Raw genomic sequence first — 22,459 nt, 5'->3', positions numbered from 1 at the left:
AAGAATCATTGATATGAAAAAGCGCATATTATATACTGTGTTATTGGCAGCCGGATTGGCATTTAGCAGTTGCAGTGACCAGTTCTTGCAGGATATGAATCCGTATGACAGTTATTCACCGGAAAAGACTTTCGGCATCGAATCTAATTTGGACTTATATATTCAGAATGTGTATTATAACTATTTTTATAAGTCGGGTATGACCCCTCCACAGTCATACGGCTTGTCCGGTAACTGGAATGACTATTCAACTTATACGGAGGAGAAATGGGGTATCGAGAAGAAATTTGACGCTTCCAGAAGTTTGAAAAAAGCTACGGACTGTGAAACTTATTTTGGCAGTAATCTGGCTACGAATATAAAGAATGATCCATATAGCCGTATCCGCAGTTGCAATGAAATTCTGGAAGGAGTTGATAAATATGGTCAGGACTTGTCGGAAGCTGCCATAAAAAAAGCGAAAGGACAGGCTTATTTCTTCCGTGCCATGCAGTTGTTTGATTTGGTACGTGTATACGGAGCTGTTCCTGTGGTAAATAAAGTGCTTATGGCGGCCGACCGTGAGGGAGCTAAAGATTATAATCGTGAAAGTGTGGAAACATGTGTCAACCAGATCTTGAGTGATTTAAAAGAGGCTGCGAATCTGCTTCCCACTCGTAAAGAATGGGGAAGTGACCAGTATGGACGGTTGACCAAGGAAGCTGCATTGGCATACAGAAGCCGCGTGGCGCTGGTATTTGCAAGCCCTATCTTTAATGCAGATTGGAATAATACAGGCAGTAAACGCTGGAAAGATGCGTTGGATATTACTCTAGAAGCACAGGCTTTCTTGAGCAGCGAAGGTTATGGTTTGTATGGCAATTCCGCCAAAGACTGGAATGAAATGTTCTACAAGTTTGACAATCAGGAATGTAAGGAGGTGATTATGGTCAAACTGTTGGCTAGCTCTACCTCTAAAAATGATGAACATAGTGGATGGCAGAAAACAATCCGTTTGAAAACAATGGGTGGCAGTGGTTCCGGTTATCATGTTCCTATGGGTATGTTGGATATTTTCCCGATGGCGGATGGTTCCAAAGCTGTAAATGATGACGGTGAGGCGATAAACGGGTACGACCGTTCTTTATTCTTCAAGAATCGTGATCCGCGTTTCTATTATACGTTTACTTTCTCCGGAGCGAAATGGGGATATGATCAGGATGCAGATGCCGTAGTTTGGAATTATCGTTGGAGTGAAACGAAAGAAGATGGTTCTCAGTTGCATTATTACACGGAAAATGAAGGCAGCAGTCCGGCGATAGTACGTAAAATGTCCGATCCGGCTGAAAATAGTGCAAACACATATCAATGGGATGGCACTGATGTATACGAATATCGTTATGCTGAATTGTTGTTGAACCTTGCAGAATGTTATGCAGCTACGGGGGATATAAGTAATTCAGTGAAAACAATTGGTGAAATTCGTGCCCGTGTAGGTATTCCTGCATCCAATAATTATGGCTTGGGAACGATTACCGATAAGAATGAAGCTATTAAGGCTTGTCTGCGTGAGCGTCAGGTGGAATTAGCTTATGAGGGTAAGCGTTATTGGGATTTATGGCGTTGGATGCTGTATAATGATGATGCAAGTGATAACAATACCACCTGTACTACCTTGGGTATTGAGCCGTTAAATGGTACTGCCCGTGTGGGTAAATATTTACAAGTGAAGGATTATGACGGAAAGGCAGATCCTCTTGTTTCTGTCATTGCTGATTTTGAGCCTGTAGATGTGGATAATGCGGCAGACTTACAAGCCGAAATGAATAGGTTGGGAGAGTTCTGGAGCCAGCACTTTGTTTTACAGGATAGAGAAACTCCGGTAGATAATGTGAATGGTCAGGAAGCAGTAATTTCATGGCAGGAAAACTATTACCTGTCCGGTCTGCCCTCTAATGTATTGAATATGAATCCGTGGTTGGAACAATCAAAAGGATGGTTGGATTATTATGAATCAGAAGGCACATTGGATGCTAGGAAATAATTTAATACGATAGTTTTATATCTGCTAGTTTATTATGACAGATACAAGCATTTTTGAGTACATATCCCCGAAAAGTGCGTCTTGAAAAAGATAATTGTTAAGAAAAAGAGAACGGAATATAAATTCCAACTTACTTATAGCACAGATATAATTTTTTAAGAATAAAGTATGAAAAGAAAAATGTTTTTAGGACTGTGTATGGCTACTTTTATTGCTCCAGTGGCAATGGCCCAGTATCCCCAGTTGACTGAGGAAGCGAAGCAAGCCTACCAGAAAATGATGAGTGAAGAACGTCGCCGCTCTGACGAAGCCTGGGCAAAAGCATTGTCTGTTGTACAGAAAGAAGCGAGAGAAGGTCGTCCGTATATTTCGTGGGCTTCCCGTCCATACGATTTGCCGCAGGCACGAATTCCTGCTTTCCCCGGTGCTGAAGGAGGAGGTATGTACAGTTTCGGCGGTCGTGGCGGTAAGGTGATTACCGTGACTAATTTGAATGACCGTGGTCCCGGTTCTTTCCGTGAGGCTTGTGAGACAGGTGGAGCACGTATCATTGTCTTCAATGTTTCAGGTATTATTAAATTGGAATCTCCCATTATCGTCCGGGCTCCATATGTCACTATTGCAGGACAGACAGCTCCGGGTGACGGGGTATGTATTGCCGGAGAGTCTTTTTGGGTAAATACGCATGATGTAGTGGTACGCCATATGCGTTTCCGCCGCGGCGAAACAAAGGTATGGCATCGTGACGATTCTTTCGGAGGCAACCCGATTGGAAATATCATGATTGACCATTGCTCTTGTACTTGGGGATTGGATGAGAACATTTCTTTCTATCGCCATATGTACGACCCCAGCGAAGGACAATATGAATCAAAAGATCTGAAACTGCCTACCGTAAATGTTACCATACAGAATACTATCTCGGCAAAAGCGCTGGATACTTACAATCATGCATTCGGCAGCACTTTAGGTGGTGAGAATTGTGCATTTATGCGTAACCTGTGGGCAAGTAATTCGGGACGTAATCCTTCCGTCGGTTGGAATGGTGTTTTCAATTTTGTAAACAATGTGGTGTTCAACTGGGTACATCGCTCTTCGGACGGTGGCGATTATACCGCTATGTTCAATATGATAAACAACTATTATAAACCGGGACCGGCCACTCCGAAAGATACTCCTGTGGGGCATCGCATCCTGAAACCCGAAGCGGGACGAAGCAAATTGGATCATAAAGTGTATGGCCGTGTTTATGCTGATGGTAATATTATGGAAGGCTATCCTGCCATTACAGAGGACAACTGGGCAGGTGGTATCCAGATTGAAACTCAGCCGAATACAGATGGATATACGGAGAATATGCGTAGCAACCGTCCTTTTGAAATGCCGTACATCCGCATTACTTCTGCACATGATGCATACGATTTTGTACTGAAAAATGCAGGTGCCAACATTCCTTGCCGTGATATTGTGGATGAACGTATTGTAGAGGAAGTGAGAACAGGCGTTCCTTATTATGATAAGAAGATGGCCAAGGATGCTAACGGTGATTTGACCGGGCTGGCTCCTAAATCAATGGGAGAAGACGGACAGTTTAAATATCGCCGCTTGCCGAAAGATTCTTATAAACAGGGTATCATCACCGATATCCGCCAGATGGGGGGATATCCGGAATACAAAGGCACTCCGTATGTGGATACGGATGGTGACGGTATGCCCGATGAATGGGAAAAGGCAAATGGCTTGAATCCTAATGATCCTTCGGATGCTAATAAGGACTGTACCGGTGACGGCTATACAAATATTGAGAAATATATTAATGGTATCAGCACTAGAAATTGTATTGACTGGTCTGATTTGAGAAACAATTATGATACATTGGCTTCTAAAGGAAAGTTGATGTAATAAACGGAGGAAAGAAGACAGGATATGATACAAAAGTCAGGTATAATGTTTCTGTTGCTCATGGCGGTAGTCATTACCGCCGGAGCAGTGGATTTGGACCGTGAAGGCCGCGATCCGGCTTACGTGGAATCTATTGTGAAACGTTCGCAGAAGATTGTAGATAAACTGGAGTTGACAGATACCGTTGCCGCCCGTGAAGTGACAACTATCATAGCCAACCGTTATTTTAAACTGAATGACATATACGAAACGCGCGATGCCAAAGTGAAGCTGGCAAAAGAAACCCTGACGGGCGATGCGAAACAAGAAGCCGTTAAAGCTGCCGAAGCTGAAAAGGATGCGGCGCTTTACCGTACTCATTTCGCTTTCCCGGCCGATCTTTCGCTCTATTTGGATGCCAAGCAGATAGATGCAGTGAAAGATGGCATGACTTATGGTGTGGTAATGGTAACTTATAAAGCTACGGTTGACATGATTCCTACCTTGAAAGAAGAAGAGAAAGCGCAGATTATGGCATGGCTTGTTGAAGCCCGTGAATTTGCCATGGATGCTGAAAATTCAAATAAGAAACATGCTGCTTTCGGCAAATACAAAGGCCGGATTAATAATTACCTCTCTAAGCGGGGATATGATTTAGTGAAAGAACGTAAGGCTTGGTATGAACGTATCAAGGCACGTGGAGGAAAGATATAAATTAATGTTTATTGAAAAGCGGAAAAGGAGCTTGCCCGGTGAAACGGTGTCAAGCTCTTTTTTTATGTGCGGATAGAGAGTACAACAGGCTTTCTGTTCCGTCTTTGATATAGAAATACTCGCAATGTGTGTTTGAATCATGTTAAAAGCAGGGTGTTATGTTACGAAGTTATAGAAAAAATAATAATTTAGCGACCAAATGAATCAACTAAAGAAACTATTTGCAGTGGCAGCATTGACTGCATGTGTGTTGCCTGTGGCGGCACAGTATCCTGTAATTCCTGATTCGGTAAAAATCAGAGGAGAAGAACAACAAAAGGAAATAGACCGGAAATCGGATGAGGCATGGGCGAAAGCATTACCTGTAGTAATGTCTGAGGCTGTTCAAGGACGTCCTTATAAACCATGGGCATCCAAACCGGAGGATTTAATAAAGAGCAACATACCTGCCTTTCCCGGGGCAGAAGGGGGAGGGGCCTATACTCCCGGTGGACGTGGAGGAAAAGTAATTGTGGTCAATTCGCTGGCCGACAGTGGGCCCGGAACATTGCGTGAGGCATGTGAGACCGGTGGCGCGCGTATTGTTGTATTCAATGTTTCGGGCGTTATCCGGCTGAAAACCCCTATAAACGTCCGTGCTCCGTATATCACTATTGCAGGTCAGACAGCTCCGGGGGATGGGGTTTGTGTAACAGGAGCCTCTTTCCTGCTTGATACGCATGATATTATTATCCGCCATATGCGTTTCCGTCGGGGGGCGCAGGATGTGTTCTTCCGGGATGATGCTTTGGGAGGTAACTGTGTGGGTAATGTTATTATCGATCACTGCTCTGCCAGTTGGGGACTGGATGAAAACATGTCTGTTTACCGCCATGTATACAATCGCGATTCCACAGGGCATGGTCTGAAGCTTCCTACTGTCAACATAACTATTCAGAACTCTATTTTTTCGGAAGCTTTGGATTGTTACAATCATGCTTTCGGGGCGACTATAGGTGGGCATAACAGTATGTTTTGCCGTAACTTGTTCGCATCCAATATCAGCCGTAACTGTTCCATTGGCATGAATGAGGATTTTAATCTGGTAAACAATGTGACTTTTAATTGGTGGAACCGTTCTGTTGACGGGGGAGATGAAACCAGCCGTTTGAATATTATTAATAATTATTTTAAACCGGGGCCTATCACTCCGAAAGATAAGCCGATTGCCCACCGGATTGTGAAACCCGAATCAAGTCGTGACAAGAAGAAACCGGATACATTTGGTAAAGCGTATGTAGCCGGAAATGTAGTGGAAGGTAATGCGCGTGTGACAAAGAATAATTGGGATGGCGGCGTGCAGGTGTACGATATGCCGGACGCAGGGAAGTTTACAGATCAAATTCGTGTAAACGAGCCTTTCTCAATGCCCCATGTGACTATTATGGATGCCAAAACTGCCTATAATTATGTATTGGAAAATGCCGGGGCTACTTTCCCTAAAAGGGATGCGGTGGATGCCCGTGTGATGAAGACGGTGAAGACAGGGAAAGCTATTTACGTGAAAGACGCTCCTGAATTCGTTAGTACTTATGTAAAAAGACGTCTTCCTGTTGACTCTTATAAACAAGGTATCATTACAGATCCCCGTCAGGTAGGTGGCTTGCCCGAATATAAAGGTACGCCTGTGGTTGATACGGATGGTGATGGTATGCCGGATGTCTGGGAGGTGAGATACGGACTCAATCCTAATGATCCGGGTGATGCGGTGAAAGATTGTAATGGCGACGGGTATACCAATATTGAAAAATACATTAATGGCATAGATCCTGCAAAGAAAGTGGATTGGACGGATATAAAGAACAATCATGATACTTTGGCAAAACGTAAAAGTTTGATGTAAAATGAATTATAAGTTATTATTATTTGGATTTTTAAGTTTGGGGTTTGCGCGGATTTCTGCGCAAACCTTTCCTTTACAGGTGAAGGAAGAAAAACTGACTTATGTGACTGATGAACGCGGAAACCGTATTCTAGATTATTCTTCTTGCGGTTACCGTAACTCGGAATACCCTATACCTGATGTGGCGAATGCCGTTTTTGTTTCATGGAAGCCTGGGGATAATTCCTCTCGTATTCAGCGCGCCATTGACTATGTATCTTCATTGGCTTTGGATAAAAATGGTTTTCGTGGGGCTGTTTTGCTGGATAAAGGAACTTTTGAATTGAATGAGAGCTTGCGTATTTCTGTGTCGGGAGTCGTGCTGCGCGGCAGTGACAGGGAACAGACCGTATTGTTGAAAAAGGGAGTGGACAGAGGAGCTTTGCTTTATATTGAAGGGCGGAATGATTTGGCTGTTACGGATACCTTGGATGTGTTGACATCATACGTTCCTGTAAATACTTGTACTTTTCAGGTAACCAATAATGTACAGCTGGTTTCCGGAGAGCGGGTCCGGATTGTCCGCCCCTCTACGAAAGAATGGATTGCTTCTGTCGGTTGTGATATTTTTGGCGGAGGTATTTCCGCTTTGGGCTGGAAAGAAGGAGAGATGGATTTGGTTTGGGATAGGTCGGTAAGTAAGGCGGATGGAAACCAATTGACTTTGGATGCTCCTTTGACAATGGCTTTGGATAATAAATGGGGAACTGTCAAAGTGTTACGTTATAGTTGGCCGGGCAGAATCGCAGAAGCAGGTTTGGAGAATCTGACATTGGCTTCTGACTATGATAAGAAGTATCCTAAAGATGAGGATCATTGCTGGACGGGGGTATCTATAGAAAATGCCGAAAACTGTTGGGTGCGCAGGGTAAATTTTAAGCACTTTGCAGGAAGTGCTGTGATTGTACAGCGTACCGGCTCTAAAACAACTGTAGAAGATTGTGTATCCACAGAACCTGTTTCAGAGATAGGTGGAATGCGTCGCAGTACATTTTATACTATGGGGCAGCAGACACTTTTTCAGCGTTGTTATTCTAAACAGGGTATTCATGATTTCTCAGCCGGATTTTGTGCGGCAGGTCCGAATGCTTTTGTACAGTGTGATTCGGAAGAGTCGTTAGGATTCAGCGGTTCTATTGATTCCTGGGCTTGCGGGTTATTATTTGATGTGGTAAACATTGATGGCCATGATTTGGTGTTTAAGAATTTGGGACAGGATAAAAATGGTGCCGGTTGGAATACAGGCAACAGTCTTTTCTGGCAATGTACAGCTGCCGGGATAGAGTGTTATTCACCGGCAAGAGATGCGGTAAACCGTGCATACGGTTGTTGGGCGCAATTCTCGGGTGACGGCCAATGGGCGGAATCAAATAATCACGTACATCCCCGCAGCTTGTTTTATGCACAGTTGGCGGCACGTTTGAATAAAGATTGTTCTGACCAGGCACGTATTCTTCCCAGGGCTACCAACGCAACCAGCAGTCCTACCGTAGAAGCGGCAATGGAGATGGCAAAGGAAGCTTATACTCCCCGTCTTACTATGCAAAAATGGATTGAGGAAGCACCTTATACAGCCAGTGTGTCTTCCGGAAAACTGAAATCTTTAGAAGATTTGAAGTTCAAGACACCTATATATAAGGAAAAAGAGGATCATCTGTTTGCCATTATTAATGGACGTATGCAGGTGGATGGCCGGTTACTGGTAGGCGGCAGGCAGGAGGTTCCTTGGTGGAATGGGAAACTGAGGACCAGCTTCTTGTCTAAAGCCAAGCCACATGTTACCCGTTTCGTGCCGGGACGCGAAGGACTTGGGCTGACGGATAGAATTGATTCTACGGTGAATTATATGGTGAAGAATCAGATTTTGGTTTTAGATCATAATTACGGTTTGTGGTATGAGCGTCGTCGTGACGATCATGAGCGTGTCCGTCGTCGTGATGGAGATGTGTGGGGGCCATTCTACGAACAACCGTTTGCCCGCAGTGGAGAAGGTACTGCTTGGGAAGGATTGAGCAAGTATGATTTGAACCGTCCCAATGCATGGTATTGGAACCGGTTGAAGCAGTTTGCCGAAAAAGGGGCGGAGAAAGGTCTTTTGCTTTTCCATGAGAATTACTTCCAGCATAATATCTTGGAGGCGGGAGCACATTGGGTAGACTGTCCTTGGCGGTCGGCCAATAATATCAATCAGACCGATATGCCTGAACCTGTTCCTTTTGCCGGTGACAAACGTATCTTTGTAGCGGATATGTTTTATGATATCAGTCATCCGGTACGTCGTGAGTTTCATAGAAAGTATATTCGCCAATGCTTGGATAATTTTGCCGATGATGCAAATGTGGTACAACTGATCAGTGCGGAGTTTACCGGTCCGTTGCATTTTGTACAATTCTGGCTGGATGTGATAGGAGAGTGGGAGAAAGAAACCGGTAAGAAAGCGACCGTGGCGTTAAGTGCGACAAAGGATGTTCAAGATGCCATTCTGAATGATACGCAGCGTGCGAAATTAGTTGACATTATTGATATTCGTTACTGGCACTATAAAGTGGATGGTCTTTATGCTCCCGAAGGTGGAAAGAACCTGGCTCCCCGTCAGCATGCCCGTAAAATGAAAGTAGGTAAGGTTACTTTTGATGAAGCTTATCGGGCGGTGAGTGAATATCGTAAGAAGTTCCCGGAAAAAGCGGTTACTTACTATGCGCAGAATTATCCGGATATGGCTTGGGCTGTCTTCATGGCAAGTGGCTCTTGCTCGGTTGTTCCGGTTGCCGATGAAAGCTTTTTAACTGATGCGGCTGCTATGGATATGGAGGATACTGGTACAAATAAGTATCAGAAACTGGTAAAATCTGGTATTGGAAGTATCATTTATTCCCATTCTGCAACAGATATTCCTGTTCATTTATCACCTGGGAAATACATATTGAAGTCTGTTGATCCGAAGACCGGAGCAATAACGGTGATTGCTAAACGATTGAATATTAAAGATATATATATGCTTAAAGCAGAGGAAAACAAAGATTGTATTTATTGGTTTCATAGAATTTAGTACATGGAAGGAGAACCGGACTTATTTTGGTTCTCCTTTTTAATGAAAATCTGTATTATTTAGCATATATGTTTTTCAGCAGGTTATCTGTTTTTTCGGTCCAATAATCAAATATTACCTAAAAAAGTAGCGTATCCTCCCTAGTTTTGCATCATCATCAAAACAACCTATAATTAGTATACTGTGATGGAACAAAACTTAAATGATAAGACAGCTTGCTTGGTAACCGCTTTCCAATCGGGAGATGTAAGTGCATTCTCTACATTATATGATATGCATATTAATCTTCTATTTAATTATGGATGTAAGTTAACTACTGACAAAGAATTGTTGAAGGACTGCATTCATGATGTCTTTGTAAAATTGTATACAAAGAAGGCTGAATTGGGTATCATTGACAACTTCAAATCATACCTCCTCATTTCCTTGAAAAACAAGTTATGTGATGAACTTCGCAGACGGATGTTCATGTCGGAAACGGCTGTTGAGGAACTGAATCCCGTTGCAGCAGGTGATGATGTAGAACATCAATATTTGGAAAAGGAAAAAAGTTGTTTTGAAAATATAAAAGTAAAACATTTGTTGGCTCAATTATCTCCGCGCCAACGTGAGGCACTTACCTTATATTATATAGAAGAGAAGAAATATGAAGATATTTGTACCATTATGGATATGAATTACCAGTCGGTACGAAATTTGATGCATAGAGGTATTACAAGATTAAGGGAATTGGTAGGATAATATTTTAAGTTTTCAGGTGAGTACAACTTTGAACCACTATCCGTCATAATGAAAAATGATTGTAACGTGGATACAAAAAAGATGTATAGCAAGGTAGAAGACTTTTTGAAGGATGACGACTTTATCAAGTATGTTCTGGATGATGCTCCTGAATCAGCTTTTCATTGGGATAAGCTTTTAAAGGAGCACGCAGAACTGCTGAAAGTATTTGAAGAGGCCAAGAATGTATTATTGGTTTCTGATGAAGCAATGGAAGTAATGACTTTATCTGAAGAAAGAAAACTAAAACATCGTATTTTTACTACATTAGAGATAAATAATATGGATTATTAATTAATTTGTTAACCATAGAAAAATGAGAAAAGACATAAAGAAATGTCCTAAGCCGTTGGGTTACGGAATCAGACGAACACCTGTTGTGTTAGGATTATCAGCTGCATTATGTATGCCGGCTGCTTTTTCGTATGCAAATGTTGATAATGGAATGGATCGTGAATCTGTTCTATCTGTTATGCAAGGAAAAACAATCAAAGGACAAATCTTGGATGAAACAGGAGAGTCTATGATTGGAGTTTCTGTGTTGGTAAAGGGTACGACTATAGGAACCGTTACTGATTTTGATGGTAATTATACACTTGAAGTGCCTAGTGGAAAGAATATATTGGAGATTTCCTATATAGGTTATAAGACTAAAGAAATTACTATTGGGAATAATAGTCTGATAAATATAAAAATGGAACCTGATACACAGGCTTTGGATGAAGTTGTGGTAATAGGTTATGGTACTGTGAAGAAACGTGATTTGACTGGTGCGGTGGCTTCCATGAAAAATGAAGATGTGACAGTTGCTCCTACTAGTAATGTGATGGAGGCTTTACAAGGAAAAATTGCAGGTATGGATATTGTGAAGTCTAGCGGGCAGGTTGGTGAAGATGTTTCTATTTTGTTGCGTGGCTCTCGTTCTATTTATGGTAGTAATGAACCGTTATTCATTATTGATGGTATTCCTGGGAGTTATAGCCAGGTGAACCCTTCTGATATTGAGAGTGTGGATGTATTAAAAGATGCCTCTTCTACTGCTATTTATGGTTCAGCAGGAGCTAATGGCGTAGTCATTATAACAACAAAACGTGGGAAGGAAGGAAAAGCTACTGTAAACTTTGATGCATATTATGGTTTCAGTGGTTCACCTAATTATAAGCATGGTATGGTTGGAGATGAATGGGTGAATTATCAAAGAGAAGCTTATAAGTATAAGAATGGAGATTACCCTTCTGATATGTCTGCTTTATTTGGTAATCAAGATTATACGGATGCTTATAATGCTGGAAAGTGGATTGATTGGATTGATGAAGCCTCAGGTAATACAGCTACAACCCAAAAATATAGTCTTTCTGTTTCAGGGGGTAGTGAGAAGACTAAGATATTTGCTTCAACTTCTTATAATAGAGAAGAGGGTTTATTGAGTAATGACAATCTTAATAAATATTCATTGCGATTGAATATTGATCAAGAAATTTTCTCTTGGGCTAAAATGGGCTTTACTTCTAATCTAACTTATCAAGATAGAAATCAAGGAGTGAGAAATACCTTTACAAAAGGTCTTTCATCATTTCCTTTGGGAGATGCTTATGATCAAAATGGGAAAATAAATCATGAATATATTACAGGACAATATTCTCCATTAGGTGATTTTATTGAAGATCAATATGTGAATAATACTCGTTCCACTTATTTGAATGTTAGTGGTTATTTGGAACTGAGTCCAATAAAAGATTTTACTTTTACAAGCCGTATTAATGGTACGCTCAGTGATTCTCGTCAAGGACAATATTGGGGAGATCAATGTAATGCTAATAGACCTAGTTATGCAGGTTCACCTCATGCTGCTATTACTAATAAGAACGCATGGAATTATACATGGGAGAATATTCTTTCTTATAATACTACTATTGCAAAAGATCATAATATAGGTGGTTCTGTTATTACTTCTTGGAATAAGAATCAAAATGATAGTAGCTTAGCTGCAGCTAGTGGTCAAATGGTAGATCGTTGGTCATTTTGGCGATTAGCATCCGGCGCATCGCAGCATGTTGAGTCTGATTTTGCTCAAACACAGAAAATGTCATTTGCTGTTCGTTTCAATTATTCTTATAAAGGTAAGTATTTGTTTACATTCTCAAATCGTTGGGATGGTGTGTCTCAGTTCTCAGCAGGGCATAAGTGGGATAGTTTCCCTGCTGGAGCAATTGCATGGCGTATCTCTGACGAACCTTTTATGAATGTGGCAAAAAATTGGTTGAATAATTTAAAACTGCGTGTAGGATATGGTATTACAGGTAATTCGGGCGGGGTGGATGCTTATGGTACAACTACACAAGCCTATGTTTATACCGGTAATGGACTTACTTTAAATGGTCAAAACTCTTCTTTTACTCAGTATACAGGTACTTATGGTAGCAAGGATTTGGGTTGGGAAAAGTCTTATAACTGGAATGTTGGTTTGGACTATGGCATATTAAACAATCGCGTTGATGGTTCTATCGAATGGTTTAAAACAACAACAAAAGGTTTGCTCTTTAAACGTACTTTGCCTATTACTAGTGGTTTGACCGGTTGGGGATCCCCATTATCTATTTGGCAGAATATTGCTGAAACTAGTAATCAAGGTGTGGAAGTCACCATTAATTCACATAATATAAAAACCAAAGATTTTAGTTGGAATACCACACTATCTGTAACATGGAGTAAAGAGAAAATAGAAAAATTGCCTGACGGTGATTTAATTTCTGAAAATTTGTTTGTAGGGCATTCTATAAAGTCCATCTATGGCTATAAATATACCGGAATTTGGGGTACAAATACTCCTCAGGATATTTTGGAGGCTTATGGTGTTAAACCCGGTTTTATTCAGATTGAAACTTTGGAAAAAGATGGTGATGGTGGAGTACACAAATATAGTACAAATGACCGTCAAGTGTTGGGACACACTAATCCGGATTGGATTGTTGGCTTGAATAATACATTTACTTATAAAAATTTTGATTTGTCTGTATTTGCAATGGCTCGTTATGGTCAAACTATTAATAGTGATTTGTTGGGTTATTATACGGCAGAACAAAGTGTAACAACAAATCAGTTGGCTGGAGCGGATTATTGGACGGAAAATAACCAGGGAGCTTATTATCCTGCTCCAGGTACAGGATCGGAACAAAGTACGGTCATCTCAGCTTTAAGAGTGCGTGATGGTTCATTCATAAAAGTGAAAAATATCACTTTAGGATATACTTTTCCAGTTAATATCTCACGTAAGGCTTTGATGGAAAAATGCCGTATCTATGCAACTGCATACAATCCGTTTATTTATGTAAAGGATAAACAGTTGAAGGGTACAGATCCAGAAACAAACGGTTCGGATGCATTCCCTACTTTTAGACAGTTTGTATTCGGAGTTAATTTAACTTTCTAACTTTTATATAGGAGATATTTACAATGAAAAATATATTCAGAAAACTTACTTTATATTCAGTGGCTTTAGCTGCTGTATCTTTCAGCTCTTGTTCGTTGGAAGAAAATAATCCGGCAGGCTTTACCAAGGAAAATCTTGCTACTTCTATTGAAGGGTATGAAACGTTGGTTAACCAGTGTTATTTTGCTATGGAAAGATATTTCTATGGTACGGATAGTTGGATGAGTTTGACCGAAGGTGATTCAGACCTTTGGACCTATCAGGCTAATCAATCAACTTCATACACCCAATGGTTTTGGTTCTTTGCAGGAGCATCTCCTAATACCACTTATACAAATAATTGGTGGAATGGTACTTATGATGGAGTAGGCTCTTGTAATGAAGCAATTGCATTGGCTGGTTATGCACCATATAAAACGGAAGCGGAACGAAATGCTAAAGTTGCAGAAGCCCGTTTCTTGCGTGCAATCTATTATTTTAATGCGGTAGAGCAATTTGGTGGGGTCACTATGTTGACTGAACCTGAGACAACTTTGAATTATGCTCCGGAACGTACAGATCCGCTGACTATTTATAAAGAAGTTATTATTCCTGATTTAGAATATGCTGTAGAATGGTTGGCAGTTGGTACACATGCCACTACTACGGTTCCAACCAAAAAGGCAGCTTTGGGATTTTTGGCAAAGGCCTGTTTGCAAACTTATGAATATGGTTCGACAGAATATTTGCAAAAGGCTTTGGATTCGGCTAAAGAATTGATTGCTGATTGTGAATCAGGTGGTGCAAAATATAATGCTTATATGTATCCGACCTATGAAGAAGTTTTTAAAGAATCGAATAATTGGGAAAATAAAGAAGCTTTGTGGAAGCATCGTTGGTATGCTGGTTCTGATGGTCATGGTTCTAGTAACGGTAACTATAAATTAAATCGTAATGATGAATATTTCTTGTGTAATGTGAATAAATTCGGAGCACGTGAAGATAATCAAGAAACTCGTTTAACTTGGGAAGGATGTATTTCTGGCATTTTTATGCCTACTCAACATCTTTTAAACCTTTATGTGCAGGAGGACGGAACACTTGATCCTAGATTCCATGAGTCATTTACTACTGAATGGAATGCGAATAAGAATTATATTTGGGATACTAGTGCGGCTAATATGTATGATAAAGATGAATCTATAGTTGGTACTGAATTAAAGAAGGGAGATTTGGCGATTAAATTTGTAATGCCTCAGGATGAGGATTATGCTGAGGAAAAAGCAAATAGACATACCTCGAATTATTTAATGATTGCTTATGATGATGTGTACAATGATCAAAAACATAATGTAAATATGCAATATAATGGTATGGAAAATCAGTTCCGTTATTTTTATCCATCATTGAATAAGCATAATAGTAGCAATTACTATGTGGCCAATGCTTCTAAAAAACGCAATGGCAATTTAAATGCGACTTTTATGATGCGTATGGCAGAAGTTTACCTGATAGCTGCAGAAGCTGATATTTATATCAATGGTGGTGCGAATGCAATGGGATACATTAATAAGGTACGTGCTCGTGCAGGGGCAAAGGCATTGACAGGTACAGCTACAGTTCGTACTGTTTTAGATGAGAGAGGACGTGAGCTTTGTGGCGAATATTGTAGATTTTATGATTTGAAACGTACCGGCATGTTTAAGAGTTCAAATTATTTGGAGGAAACACATCCGGACTTGGCTCAGTTCTTTAATCCTAATTATGCATTACGACCTATCTCTACAACATTTACTGCAACTATATCTAATGGTGCTGAATATCAAAATCCTGGATATTAATAAATTAAAACTTTTATAGTAGAATAATTGTCTTGTCTCTATTTGTAAAGAGGCAAGACAATTTTTTTTCATTCCATTGGATTGGTAGTCGCATATCGATTTGTTACTACCTATTATAATTACTATGATGAAATTGATTATATTCTATTTATATTGATTTGTATAGAGGTATTTGTATGGTTCCTTTTAGTTTATGAAACCTTAAATAACCGATTGAGATTGCTTATAATCAGTAGATCTTATAAATAATCGGAGCATGGCTTTGAATTGAAGCCTCACAGTAACACTACGGTAGATATAAATTGTGCACGAATGGGAGTTGGAGGGAGATAATTCGTGGGGCTACCTGTATTAGAATCTTATCGGCTAAAATCAGGTATTTATAAATTTAAGTTTGCGATTCAGTTAAAAATAAATACTAAATGAAAGAAATTATACTTTTGTTTTAACGTATTTTTATGATTGAGTTTGGGTACAGGGGCTTTTTACATGCGTCATTTAAATAGATATAATAAAATAAACTTTTGTTGACTATTATAATAGAAATAAAAAGCATGAAAAAAAGTCCGAAACAAAATTGGGAAAGTAATATCAGACGTACTCCCATTATTTTAGGGTTATCGGCAGCATTATGTATGCCGTCTGCATTTTCTTATGCAAATGCAAGTGACCCTGTTGCCGGTGAATTGGTTCAGTCTGTCCAGCAAGGACGTACTGTTACAGGTAAAATCATAGATGACACAGGGGAGCCGTTAATTGGTGTATCCGTACTGGTGAAAGGTACAACGGTGGGTACGATTACCGACTTTGACGGTAATTATTCTTTGGAAGTTCCTTCAGGTAAGCATATTCTCGTCATATCTTATATAGGATATAAAACGCAGGATATAACGGTAGGAAAAAGCAATCAGCTGAACATTAAAATGGAGGCCGATACGCAGGCTTTGGATGAAGTGGTCGTTGTGGGTTATGGCGTGATGAAGAAACGTGACCTTACAGGTTCTATTGCTTCAGTGAAGGCGGCTGATATTGTAAAATCACCGGCATCTAATGCCATGGAAGCATTGCAGGGGCAGGTTCCGGGTTTGGATATTGTACGTAATTCAGGTAAGGCTACTTCGGGTGTAACCATTAATATCCGTGGACAGCGTTCACTGTCCGATGTGAAAGATGAGTTTGGTAACAATGTTGCCAATGCTCCGCTGTTTATCATTGATGGTATGCAGGGAGGTGATTTCTCGGATATTGCTCCGGCTGATATTGAATCTATCGAAGTGCTGAAAGATGCTTCTTCTACGGCAATTTATGGTTCGCAAGGTGCTAATGGGGTAATCATTATCACCACCAAGAAAGGTGCGCAAGGTAAGACCAAATTCTCTTACAACGGTTATTTTGGTGTCAACGGTTGGGCGCAATATCCTGATATGCTGAGTGGTGAAGACTATATGCAGGTGCGTCGTGAAGCAGCTCGTACCGGTGGTCAGTGGAATTCTACCGCCGATGACCAGAAACTTTTCACTGTGGAGGAATGGCAGGCCATTCAGAACGGTGAGTGGACTGACTGGATAGATGAGGTGCTTCATACAGGGCTTGTTCAAAGCCATCAGGTTACAGCTTCGGGCGGTACGGAAAAGACAACCGCGATGTTGTCTGCCGGATATTATCAGGAAAAGGGTTCTTTCAAAAATGATAAAATGGATAAGTACAACTTGCGTATGAACATTGAGCACAAGTTGGGCAAGACCGTGAAAGTAGGAGCGACCACACAGATCACTCATTATGCACAGGATGAGCGTGCCGAGAATGTGTTATGGCGTGCTGCTACTAATGCACCTCTTGGTAAAGCATACGATGAAGACGGTAAAGTGGTGGAATATCCATTAGGAAAGAATGGACAGGTGAGTCCGTTGGTGGATGAGGCATCTGAAGTGGCTGCAAGACATCATGTGCTGAAAACCAATTTGATAGCCAATGGGTATCTGGATTTTACCCCTATTGAAGGATTGACTTTCCGTTCTAATTTAGGAACCAATTATGCTTTTTATCGTAAGCAGGATTTTGAAGGGGCCGGTTCTATTGACCGTTTGGGACAGAATTCAACGTCACTGTCCAAAATCAAATCTTCCGAAAAGAGTTTTGTGAATTGGGATAATATTATCAGTTATAACAAAACCGTCAAAGATCATACTTTTGGTGCCACTGCATTGACTTCGTGGACACAATCCAAATATACATCGGTGAATGCACAAGGTGAAGGCCAGTTGGTTGATTCTTATTTATGGCATAATCTGGGAGCCAATGATAAAAGCTCTTATGTAATCGGATCGGATTATATACAGCATCAGACTTTCTCGTATGCTTTGCGCTTCAACTATAGTTATAAAGGCCGCTATATGTTGACGGTTTCCAATCGTTGGGATGGTGACTCACGTTTGTCTAAAGGCAATAAATGGGCAAGTTTCCCTTCAGTAGCTGCTGCATGGCGCATTAGTGATGAAGCATTCTTGAAGAATGTGGAAGCCCTTAGCAACTTGAAGTTGCGCTTAAGTTGGGGTAAGACAGGTAACTCGGGTATCATGGCTTACGGAACTCAGTCGGGCTTGACTCCGAAAACAAACTCTGCTTTCCAGGATAATGGCTATACCTATTATATATACAATGAATATGTGGGTAATGAGAATGTAGGCTGGGAGATGTCCAATACCTGGGATCTAGGTTTTGATATCGGTTTGTTCAATAACCGTATTTCGGCTGTTGTCGATTTATACCAGACAAAGACTACTGATATCCTGTTGCCCCGTACTTTGCCTACTTCCATGGGTGGTAGTAACGCAACTCCGTTCAAGATGTATCAAAATATCGGTGCAACCATGAACCGTGGTATTGAAGTATCGGTAAATACCGTCAATGTGGATAACAAAAACTTTAAGTGGAACTCCACCCTTACCTTTGCTGCCAATCATGAGGAAATTACCGATTTGATTGATGGTAAGGATATCATTGGCGCCGAATCATCCATTACCAGTAGTTTGCTGATTGGCCGTCCTTTGCGTTCCTATCATTATTTTATCAATCAGGGAATATGGCAGGAAAATGAAGCAGAGGAAGCTGCCAAATATTTTAAAGATGCAAAGAAGACACAGTCTTTTAAGCCGGGTGATATAAAATTGCAGGATTTGGATGGCAACTTTATTATTGATGATAATGACAGGACTTATCTCGGCAGCCAGTCTCCAAAATGGACGGGAGGACTCAATAATAACTTTAGTTATAAGAATTTCGATCTGAATGTATATATTATAGCTCGTTGGGGACAGATGATTGACTATGAACTGGCAGGTGCTTACGATCCTCAGGGAAAAGGAAACTTCCCCGCATATTTGAACTATTGGACACCGGAAAACCCGTCAAATGATTTTCCGCGTCCGGCTCAGACCAATTTCTATAACTATCTGGGATACGAGTCTTTGAATTACATTGACGGTTCTTATTGGAAGATCAAGACTGTATCACTGGGTTATACATTCCCCAAATCGTTGACTTCCAAATTGGGTGTGTCCAAACTTCGTGCATATGTCACTGCCAATAACCTCTTCTCTTTTGCCAAGAATCATTTGATTCAGGATTACGATGCAGAACGCGGAGGATCGGCTAAAGCTCCGTTGCAGCGTCAGTTTATATTTGGTTTGAATCTTGATTTCTAACAGATAAAAAAGAAATAACTATCATGAAATACAATAAGAAATATCTATTTGCAGCATGTGCCGCCCTGTTGTTGGGCATGCAATCATGTGATTTGGAGGAATACAATCCTGCCGGAAGTACCCCGGATAATGTGTACAAAGAACAGGCCGGTTTTGAGGCCCTTGTCAATTCGGCTTATGCTTTTTGGGGCGGTCAGTTTTATGGACGTGAAGATTTTGTGTTATTACTGAACGGTGGTGGCGACCTTTGGATCAATATTGCCAATTGCGGTTATGGCCGTCAGATGTCCAAATATGAAGAATTGACAGCTTCGGTTGGTCAGATTAAGAATACGTGGAATCGTCTGTATGAAATTATAAACGACTGTAATGCCGGTTTGGAACGGATTGACCAAGTGGAATTCAAAGACAAGAAACTGAGAGATATCCGTTTTGGTGAATTAAGTTTCATGCGTGCTTACGCTTATTGGCATTTGGTTGAAATTTACGGTAACGTGGATCTTAGAACCAAAGAAACTTCTGCCGAAAGTCTTTCAATGAACTGTTATCGCAGCAGCTATGAAGATTTGTATGATTTAATGCTGGCCGATGCACAGAATGCGGTGGATAATCTGCCCGTTGATCCTTATCCTGTTAAAGATGTAGGTCGTGCGACCTCAAAAGCGGCTTATGGTTTATTAGCGCGCATCGCACTGACACGGGTTTCCTATTGTGACAGTCAGGCAGACAAAGACAAATATTATAAAATCGCTGAGGATGCGGCTCAATATGTGATTGATAATCAGAATGCGTTGAAAGTATCTTTGTATGATACGCCTGACGAAGTCTTTGATCCGGATAATAATAAAACGAATAAAGAGGCTATGTTCGTTGTGACCCACTCTACCGAGTCCTCATTGAATATGCAGGCTAAAAACCCGAACCGTATGCATATGTATTTCCATGCCAGTTATTCGGCAAGAGCAGGTATGGTGCAGGATTACGAATATGGAAATGATAAGAATGCCAAGTCGGGCAGTATGGCGATGATGCCTACCCGTTATTTGTTGGAATTGTATAATGAGAATATAGATGCCCGTTACAATGCCTGGTTCCGTGAAGAGTATAAACTGAATACACCCAAAGCTTATGCCTGGACTAAGGATCAGTTGGACTATTTTGAAAAACCGTCATCTATGATTGGTCAGGTTATTCAGCCGGGAGAAACAGCGCTGCTTTTCACCAAGAAGAAGATTGCCGACAAACGTAACTTGCCATACGCTGTCGTCGATATCGATGATACCTATGCAGCCGATGGAAGTGTCAGCAAGAGTGCCAACTTTAACATTCACTTCCCGACCTTGCTGAAGTACGAAGATGCGAATTTTGAAAACAAAGGATTGCCTACCAATTCGCAGGTAGGTGCAAATGATGTGATTACCATGCGTTTGCCCGAAATGTATTTCATTGTTGCCGAATGTGAGATCATGAAGTCCGGAGGAAATAAGGAGATAGCTAAAGCACGTATCAATGACATACGCAGACGTGCGGCTGTACCGGGCAAGGAAGCTGAAATGGAGGTAGGAGTGGACAAGATGACGATCGACTTTATTTTGGAAGAAAGAGCACGTGAGTATTGCGGCGAATTCATGCGCTGGTTTGATTTGAAAAGAACCGGAAAATTGGTAGAATATGTGAAAGCTCATAATCCGGATATTCCTTTGATCCAACCGCATCACGCATGGCGTCCTATTCCTCAGATGTTCCTGGACTCCATCTTGAACCCGGATGAATTTGGTCAGAATGAGGGATATAATTAATGAATATGAAAACACTGGTGCTTTTTAAATATAGTGTCCTGTTCCTCTGTCTGTGTGGCGTTCACCTGAATGGTTTTGCCCAGTCCACCCGTGAGGCTATATTGGAAGATATAGCCCGGACGGGAGGAGTGTACTATGCTTATCCTGTAAAGGAAGCTATCGCGACTCCTCCGCCTAAAGGGTATAAACCGTTCTATATCAGTCATTATGCACGACACGGTTCCAGATGGATTCAATCGGAACAGGATTATAAGACAGTGGTTGATATTTTCGAGAAAGCGCATCAAGCCGGAGCTTTGACCGCTTTGGGAGAAGATGTCCGCAAAAGAATGGCGTTGGTGTGGGAAGATGCCGAGGGACATGGGGGAGATTTGACTCCTTTGGGTGTGAGGCAACACCGGGGAATAGCCGAAAGAATGTTTCGGAACTATCCCGAGGTATTCAAGGGATCTCCTGCTCTGTCTGCACGCTCTACCGTGGTGTTGCGATGTGTATTGAGTATGGATGCCTTTTGTGAACGGTTGAAAGAACTCAATCCGGCATTGCAGATCCGGCGCGAAGCTTGTGCCAGGTATATGAAATATATGAATTATCATACGCCGGAAGCCGTGAAGTTTGTTTCTCATCAGGGACCTTGGTATGAGGAATATAGAAAGTTCAAAGAAAGTCATACCCGTCCCGATCGTCTGGTTACTTCCTTATTTAATAGTCCTGACTATATCCGTAAGAATGTGAATCCCGGCGAATTGATGTGGGGACTTTATTGGATTGCTTCAGATTTGCAGAATGTAGAGATAGAGGTGAGTCTTTATGATGTATTTCAGAAAGATGAATTATTTGATCTTTGGCAAGTTTGCAATTATCATAATTATGTATGTGACGGACCTGCGCCTGCCAATGGTGGAATAATGACGGCCAGTGCCCGGTCATTGCTTGAAAATATATTGGATTCGGCCGATGAGGCGATCAGATCCGGGACCCATGCGGCGACATTACGTTTTGGGCACGATGGAAATATCATTCCCTTGGTAGCGTTGCTTCAATTGGGCGATATGTGGAAAGCCGAAACGGATCCCGATAAATTCTATCAGGCATGGTGTAATTTCAAGGTCACTCCGATGGCGGCAAACGTCCAGTTGGTTTTCTTCAGAAAAAAAGCTTCTGACGATATACTGGTGAAGTTCATGCATTGCGAGAAAGAAGTTACCATCCCTGTAGAAACGGATATTGCTCCTTTCTACCATTGGAAAGATGTTGAAACATACTATCGTCATCTTTTGCATAAATTGCCATAAGTCTATAAGATGAAAAACGGTGTAAATCCCTGTAGTATTGTAA

At 41.1% G+C, this 22,459-nt stretch carries 12 protein-coding genes; all 12 read left to right on the top strand.

The annotated features are described in order from the left end of the window. Positions 1-13 precede the first annotated feature (13 nt). The 12 genes from RE317_RS13915 (at position 14) to RE317_RS13860 (ending at position 22,416) form a co-directional block, all read left to right on the top strand. Positions 14-2,023 carry a RagB/SusD family nutrient uptake outer membrane protein gene (locus tag RE317_RS13915; protein ID WP_008667374.1) on the top strand — a complete coding sequence of 670 codons (2,010 nt, stop codon included), beginning with the start codon at positions 14-16 and terminating at the stop codon, positions 2,021-2,023. A 168-nt stretch (positions 2,024-2,191) separates the two neighbouring features. Continuing rightward, complete coding sequence (locus tag RE317_RS13910; protein ID WP_032945000.1) at positions 2,192-3,925, top strand: polysaccharide lyase; 1,734 nt, start codon at positions 2,192-2,194, stop codon at positions 3,923-3,925. Between the two features lie 24 nt (positions 3,926-3,949). Further along, positions 3,950-4,618 carry a DUF3826 domain-containing protein gene (locus tag RE317_RS13905; RefSeq protein ID WP_005844681.1) on the top strand — a complete coding sequence of 223 codons (669 nt, stop codon included), beginning with the start codon at positions 3,950-3,952 and terminating at the stop codon, positions 4,616-4,618. Between the two features lie 199 nt (positions 4,619-4,817). Next, positions 4,818-6,500: a hypothetical protein gene (locus tag RE317_RS13900; RefSeq protein ID WP_016270407.1), complete on the top strand. Its 1,683-nt coding sequence runs from the start codon at positions 4,818-4,820 to the stop codon at positions 6,498-6,500. A 1-nt stretch (position 6,501) separates the two neighbouring features. Continuing rightward, positions 6,502-9,588, top strand: a complete 3,087-nt coding sequence (locus RE317_RS13895; RefSeq protein WP_005844678.1) for a DUF6298 domain-containing protein — start codon at positions 6,502-6,504, stop codon at positions 9,586-9,588. A 186-nt stretch (positions 9,589-9,774) separates the two neighbouring features. After that, positions 9,775-10,329 carry an RNA polymerase sigma factor gene (locus tag RE317_RS13890; RefSeq protein WP_005844675.1) on the top strand — a complete coding sequence of 185 codons (555 nt, stop codon included), beginning with the start codon at positions 9,775-9,777 and terminating at the stop codon, positions 10,327-10,329. A gap of 48 nt (positions 10,330-10,377) precedes the next feature. After that, positions 10,378-10,662, top strand: a complete 285-nt coding sequence (locus RE317_RS13885) for a hypothetical protein (RefSeq protein ID WP_032938975.1) — start codon at positions 10,378-10,380, stop codon at positions 10,660-10,662. Positions 10,663-10,684: 22 nt separating this feature from the next. After that, positions 10,685-13,798 carry a TonB-dependent receptor gene (locus RE317_RS13880; RefSeq protein WP_258968747.1) on the top strand — a complete coding sequence of 1,038 codons (3,114 nt, stop codon included), beginning with the start codon at positions 10,685-10,687 and terminating at the stop codon, positions 13,796-13,798. Between the two features lie 23 nt (positions 13,799-13,821). Further along, the gene (locus RE317_RS13875) at positions 13,822-15,618 is read left to right on the top strand and encodes a RagB/SusD family nutrient uptake outer membrane protein (RefSeq protein WP_008652217.1); all 1,797 of its coding nucleotides are present in this window, start codon (positions 13,822-13,824) and stop codon (positions 15,616-15,618) included. 554 nt (positions 15,619-16,172) lie between these two features. Beyond that, positions 16,173-19,322, top strand: coding sequence for a TonB-dependent receptor (locus RE317_RS13870; protein ID WP_154577220.1), 3,150 nt, complete (start codon positions 16,173-16,175; stop codon positions 19,320-19,322). A gap of 23 nt (positions 19,323-19,345) precedes the next feature. Next, positions 19,346-21,121, top strand: coding sequence for a RagB/SusD family nutrient uptake outer membrane protein (locus RE317_RS13865; RefSeq protein ID WP_032945002.1), 1,776 nt, complete (start codon positions 19,346-19,348; stop codon positions 21,119-21,121). Positions 21,122-21,135: 14 nt separating this feature from the next. Continuing rightward, positions 21,136-22,416 carry a histidine-type phosphatase gene (locus RE317_RS13860; RefSeq protein WP_080704547.1) on the top strand — a complete coding sequence of 427 codons (1,281 nt, stop codon included), beginning with the start codon at positions 21,136-21,138 and terminating at the stop codon, positions 22,414-22,416. Positions 22,417-22,459 lie beyond the last annotated feature (43 nt).

The organism is Phocaeicola sp. GP0067, from assembly GCF_031119655.1.
GTDB lineage: Bacteria > Bacteroidota > Bacteroidia > Bacteroidales > Bacteroidaceae > Phocaeicola > Phocaeicola vulgatus.
The sequence above is the reverse complement of the archived record's forward strand: the minus strand, read 5'-3'. Positions and strand labels throughout refer to the sequence as shown.

Bases quoted from the DNA above. Each gene is read 5' to 3' on its own strand.
- RE317_RS13905 (WP_005844681.1), top strand. From the start codon at position 3,950: ATGATACAAAAGTCAGGTATAATGTTTCTGTTGCTCATGGCGGTAGTC.
- RE317_RS13895 (WP_005844678.1), top strand. From the start codon at position 6,502: ATGAATTATAAGTTATTATTATTTGGATTTTTAAGTTTGGGGTTTGCG.
- RE317_RS13890 (WP_005844675.1), top strand. From the start codon at position 9,775: ATGGAACAAAACTTAAATGATAAGACAGCTTGCTTGGTAACCGCTTTC.
- RE317_RS13875 (WP_008652217.1), top strand. From the start codon at position 13,822: ATGAAAAATATATTCAGAAAACTTACTTTATATTCAGTGGCTTTAGCT.
- RE317_RS13880 (WP_258968747.1), top strand. From the start codon at position 10,685: ATGAGAAAAGACATAAAGAAATGTCCTAAGCCGTTGGGTTACGGAATC.
- RE317_RS13865 (WP_032945002.1), top strand. From the start codon at position 19,346: ATGAAATACAATAAGAAATATCTATTTGCAGCATGTGCCGCCCTGTTG.
- RE317_RS13870 (WP_154577220.1), top strand. From the start codon at position 16,173: ATGAAAAAAAGTCCGAAACAAAATTGGGAAAGTAATATCAGACGTACT.
- RE317_RS13915 (WP_008667374.1), top strand. From the start codon at position 14: ATGAAAAAGCGCATATTATATACTGTGTTATTGGCAGCCGGATTGGCA.
- RE317_RS13885 (WP_032938975.1), top strand. From the start codon at position 10,378: ATGAAAAATGATTGTAACGTGGATACAAAAAAGATGTATAGCAAGGTA.
- RE317_RS13910 (WP_032945000.1), top strand. From the start codon at position 2,192: ATGAAAAGAAAAATGTTTTTAGGACTGTGTATGGCTACTTTTATTGCT.
- RE317_RS13900 (WP_016270407.1), top strand. From the start codon at position 4,818: ATGAATCAACTAAAGAAACTATTTGCAGTGGCAGCATTGACTGCATGT.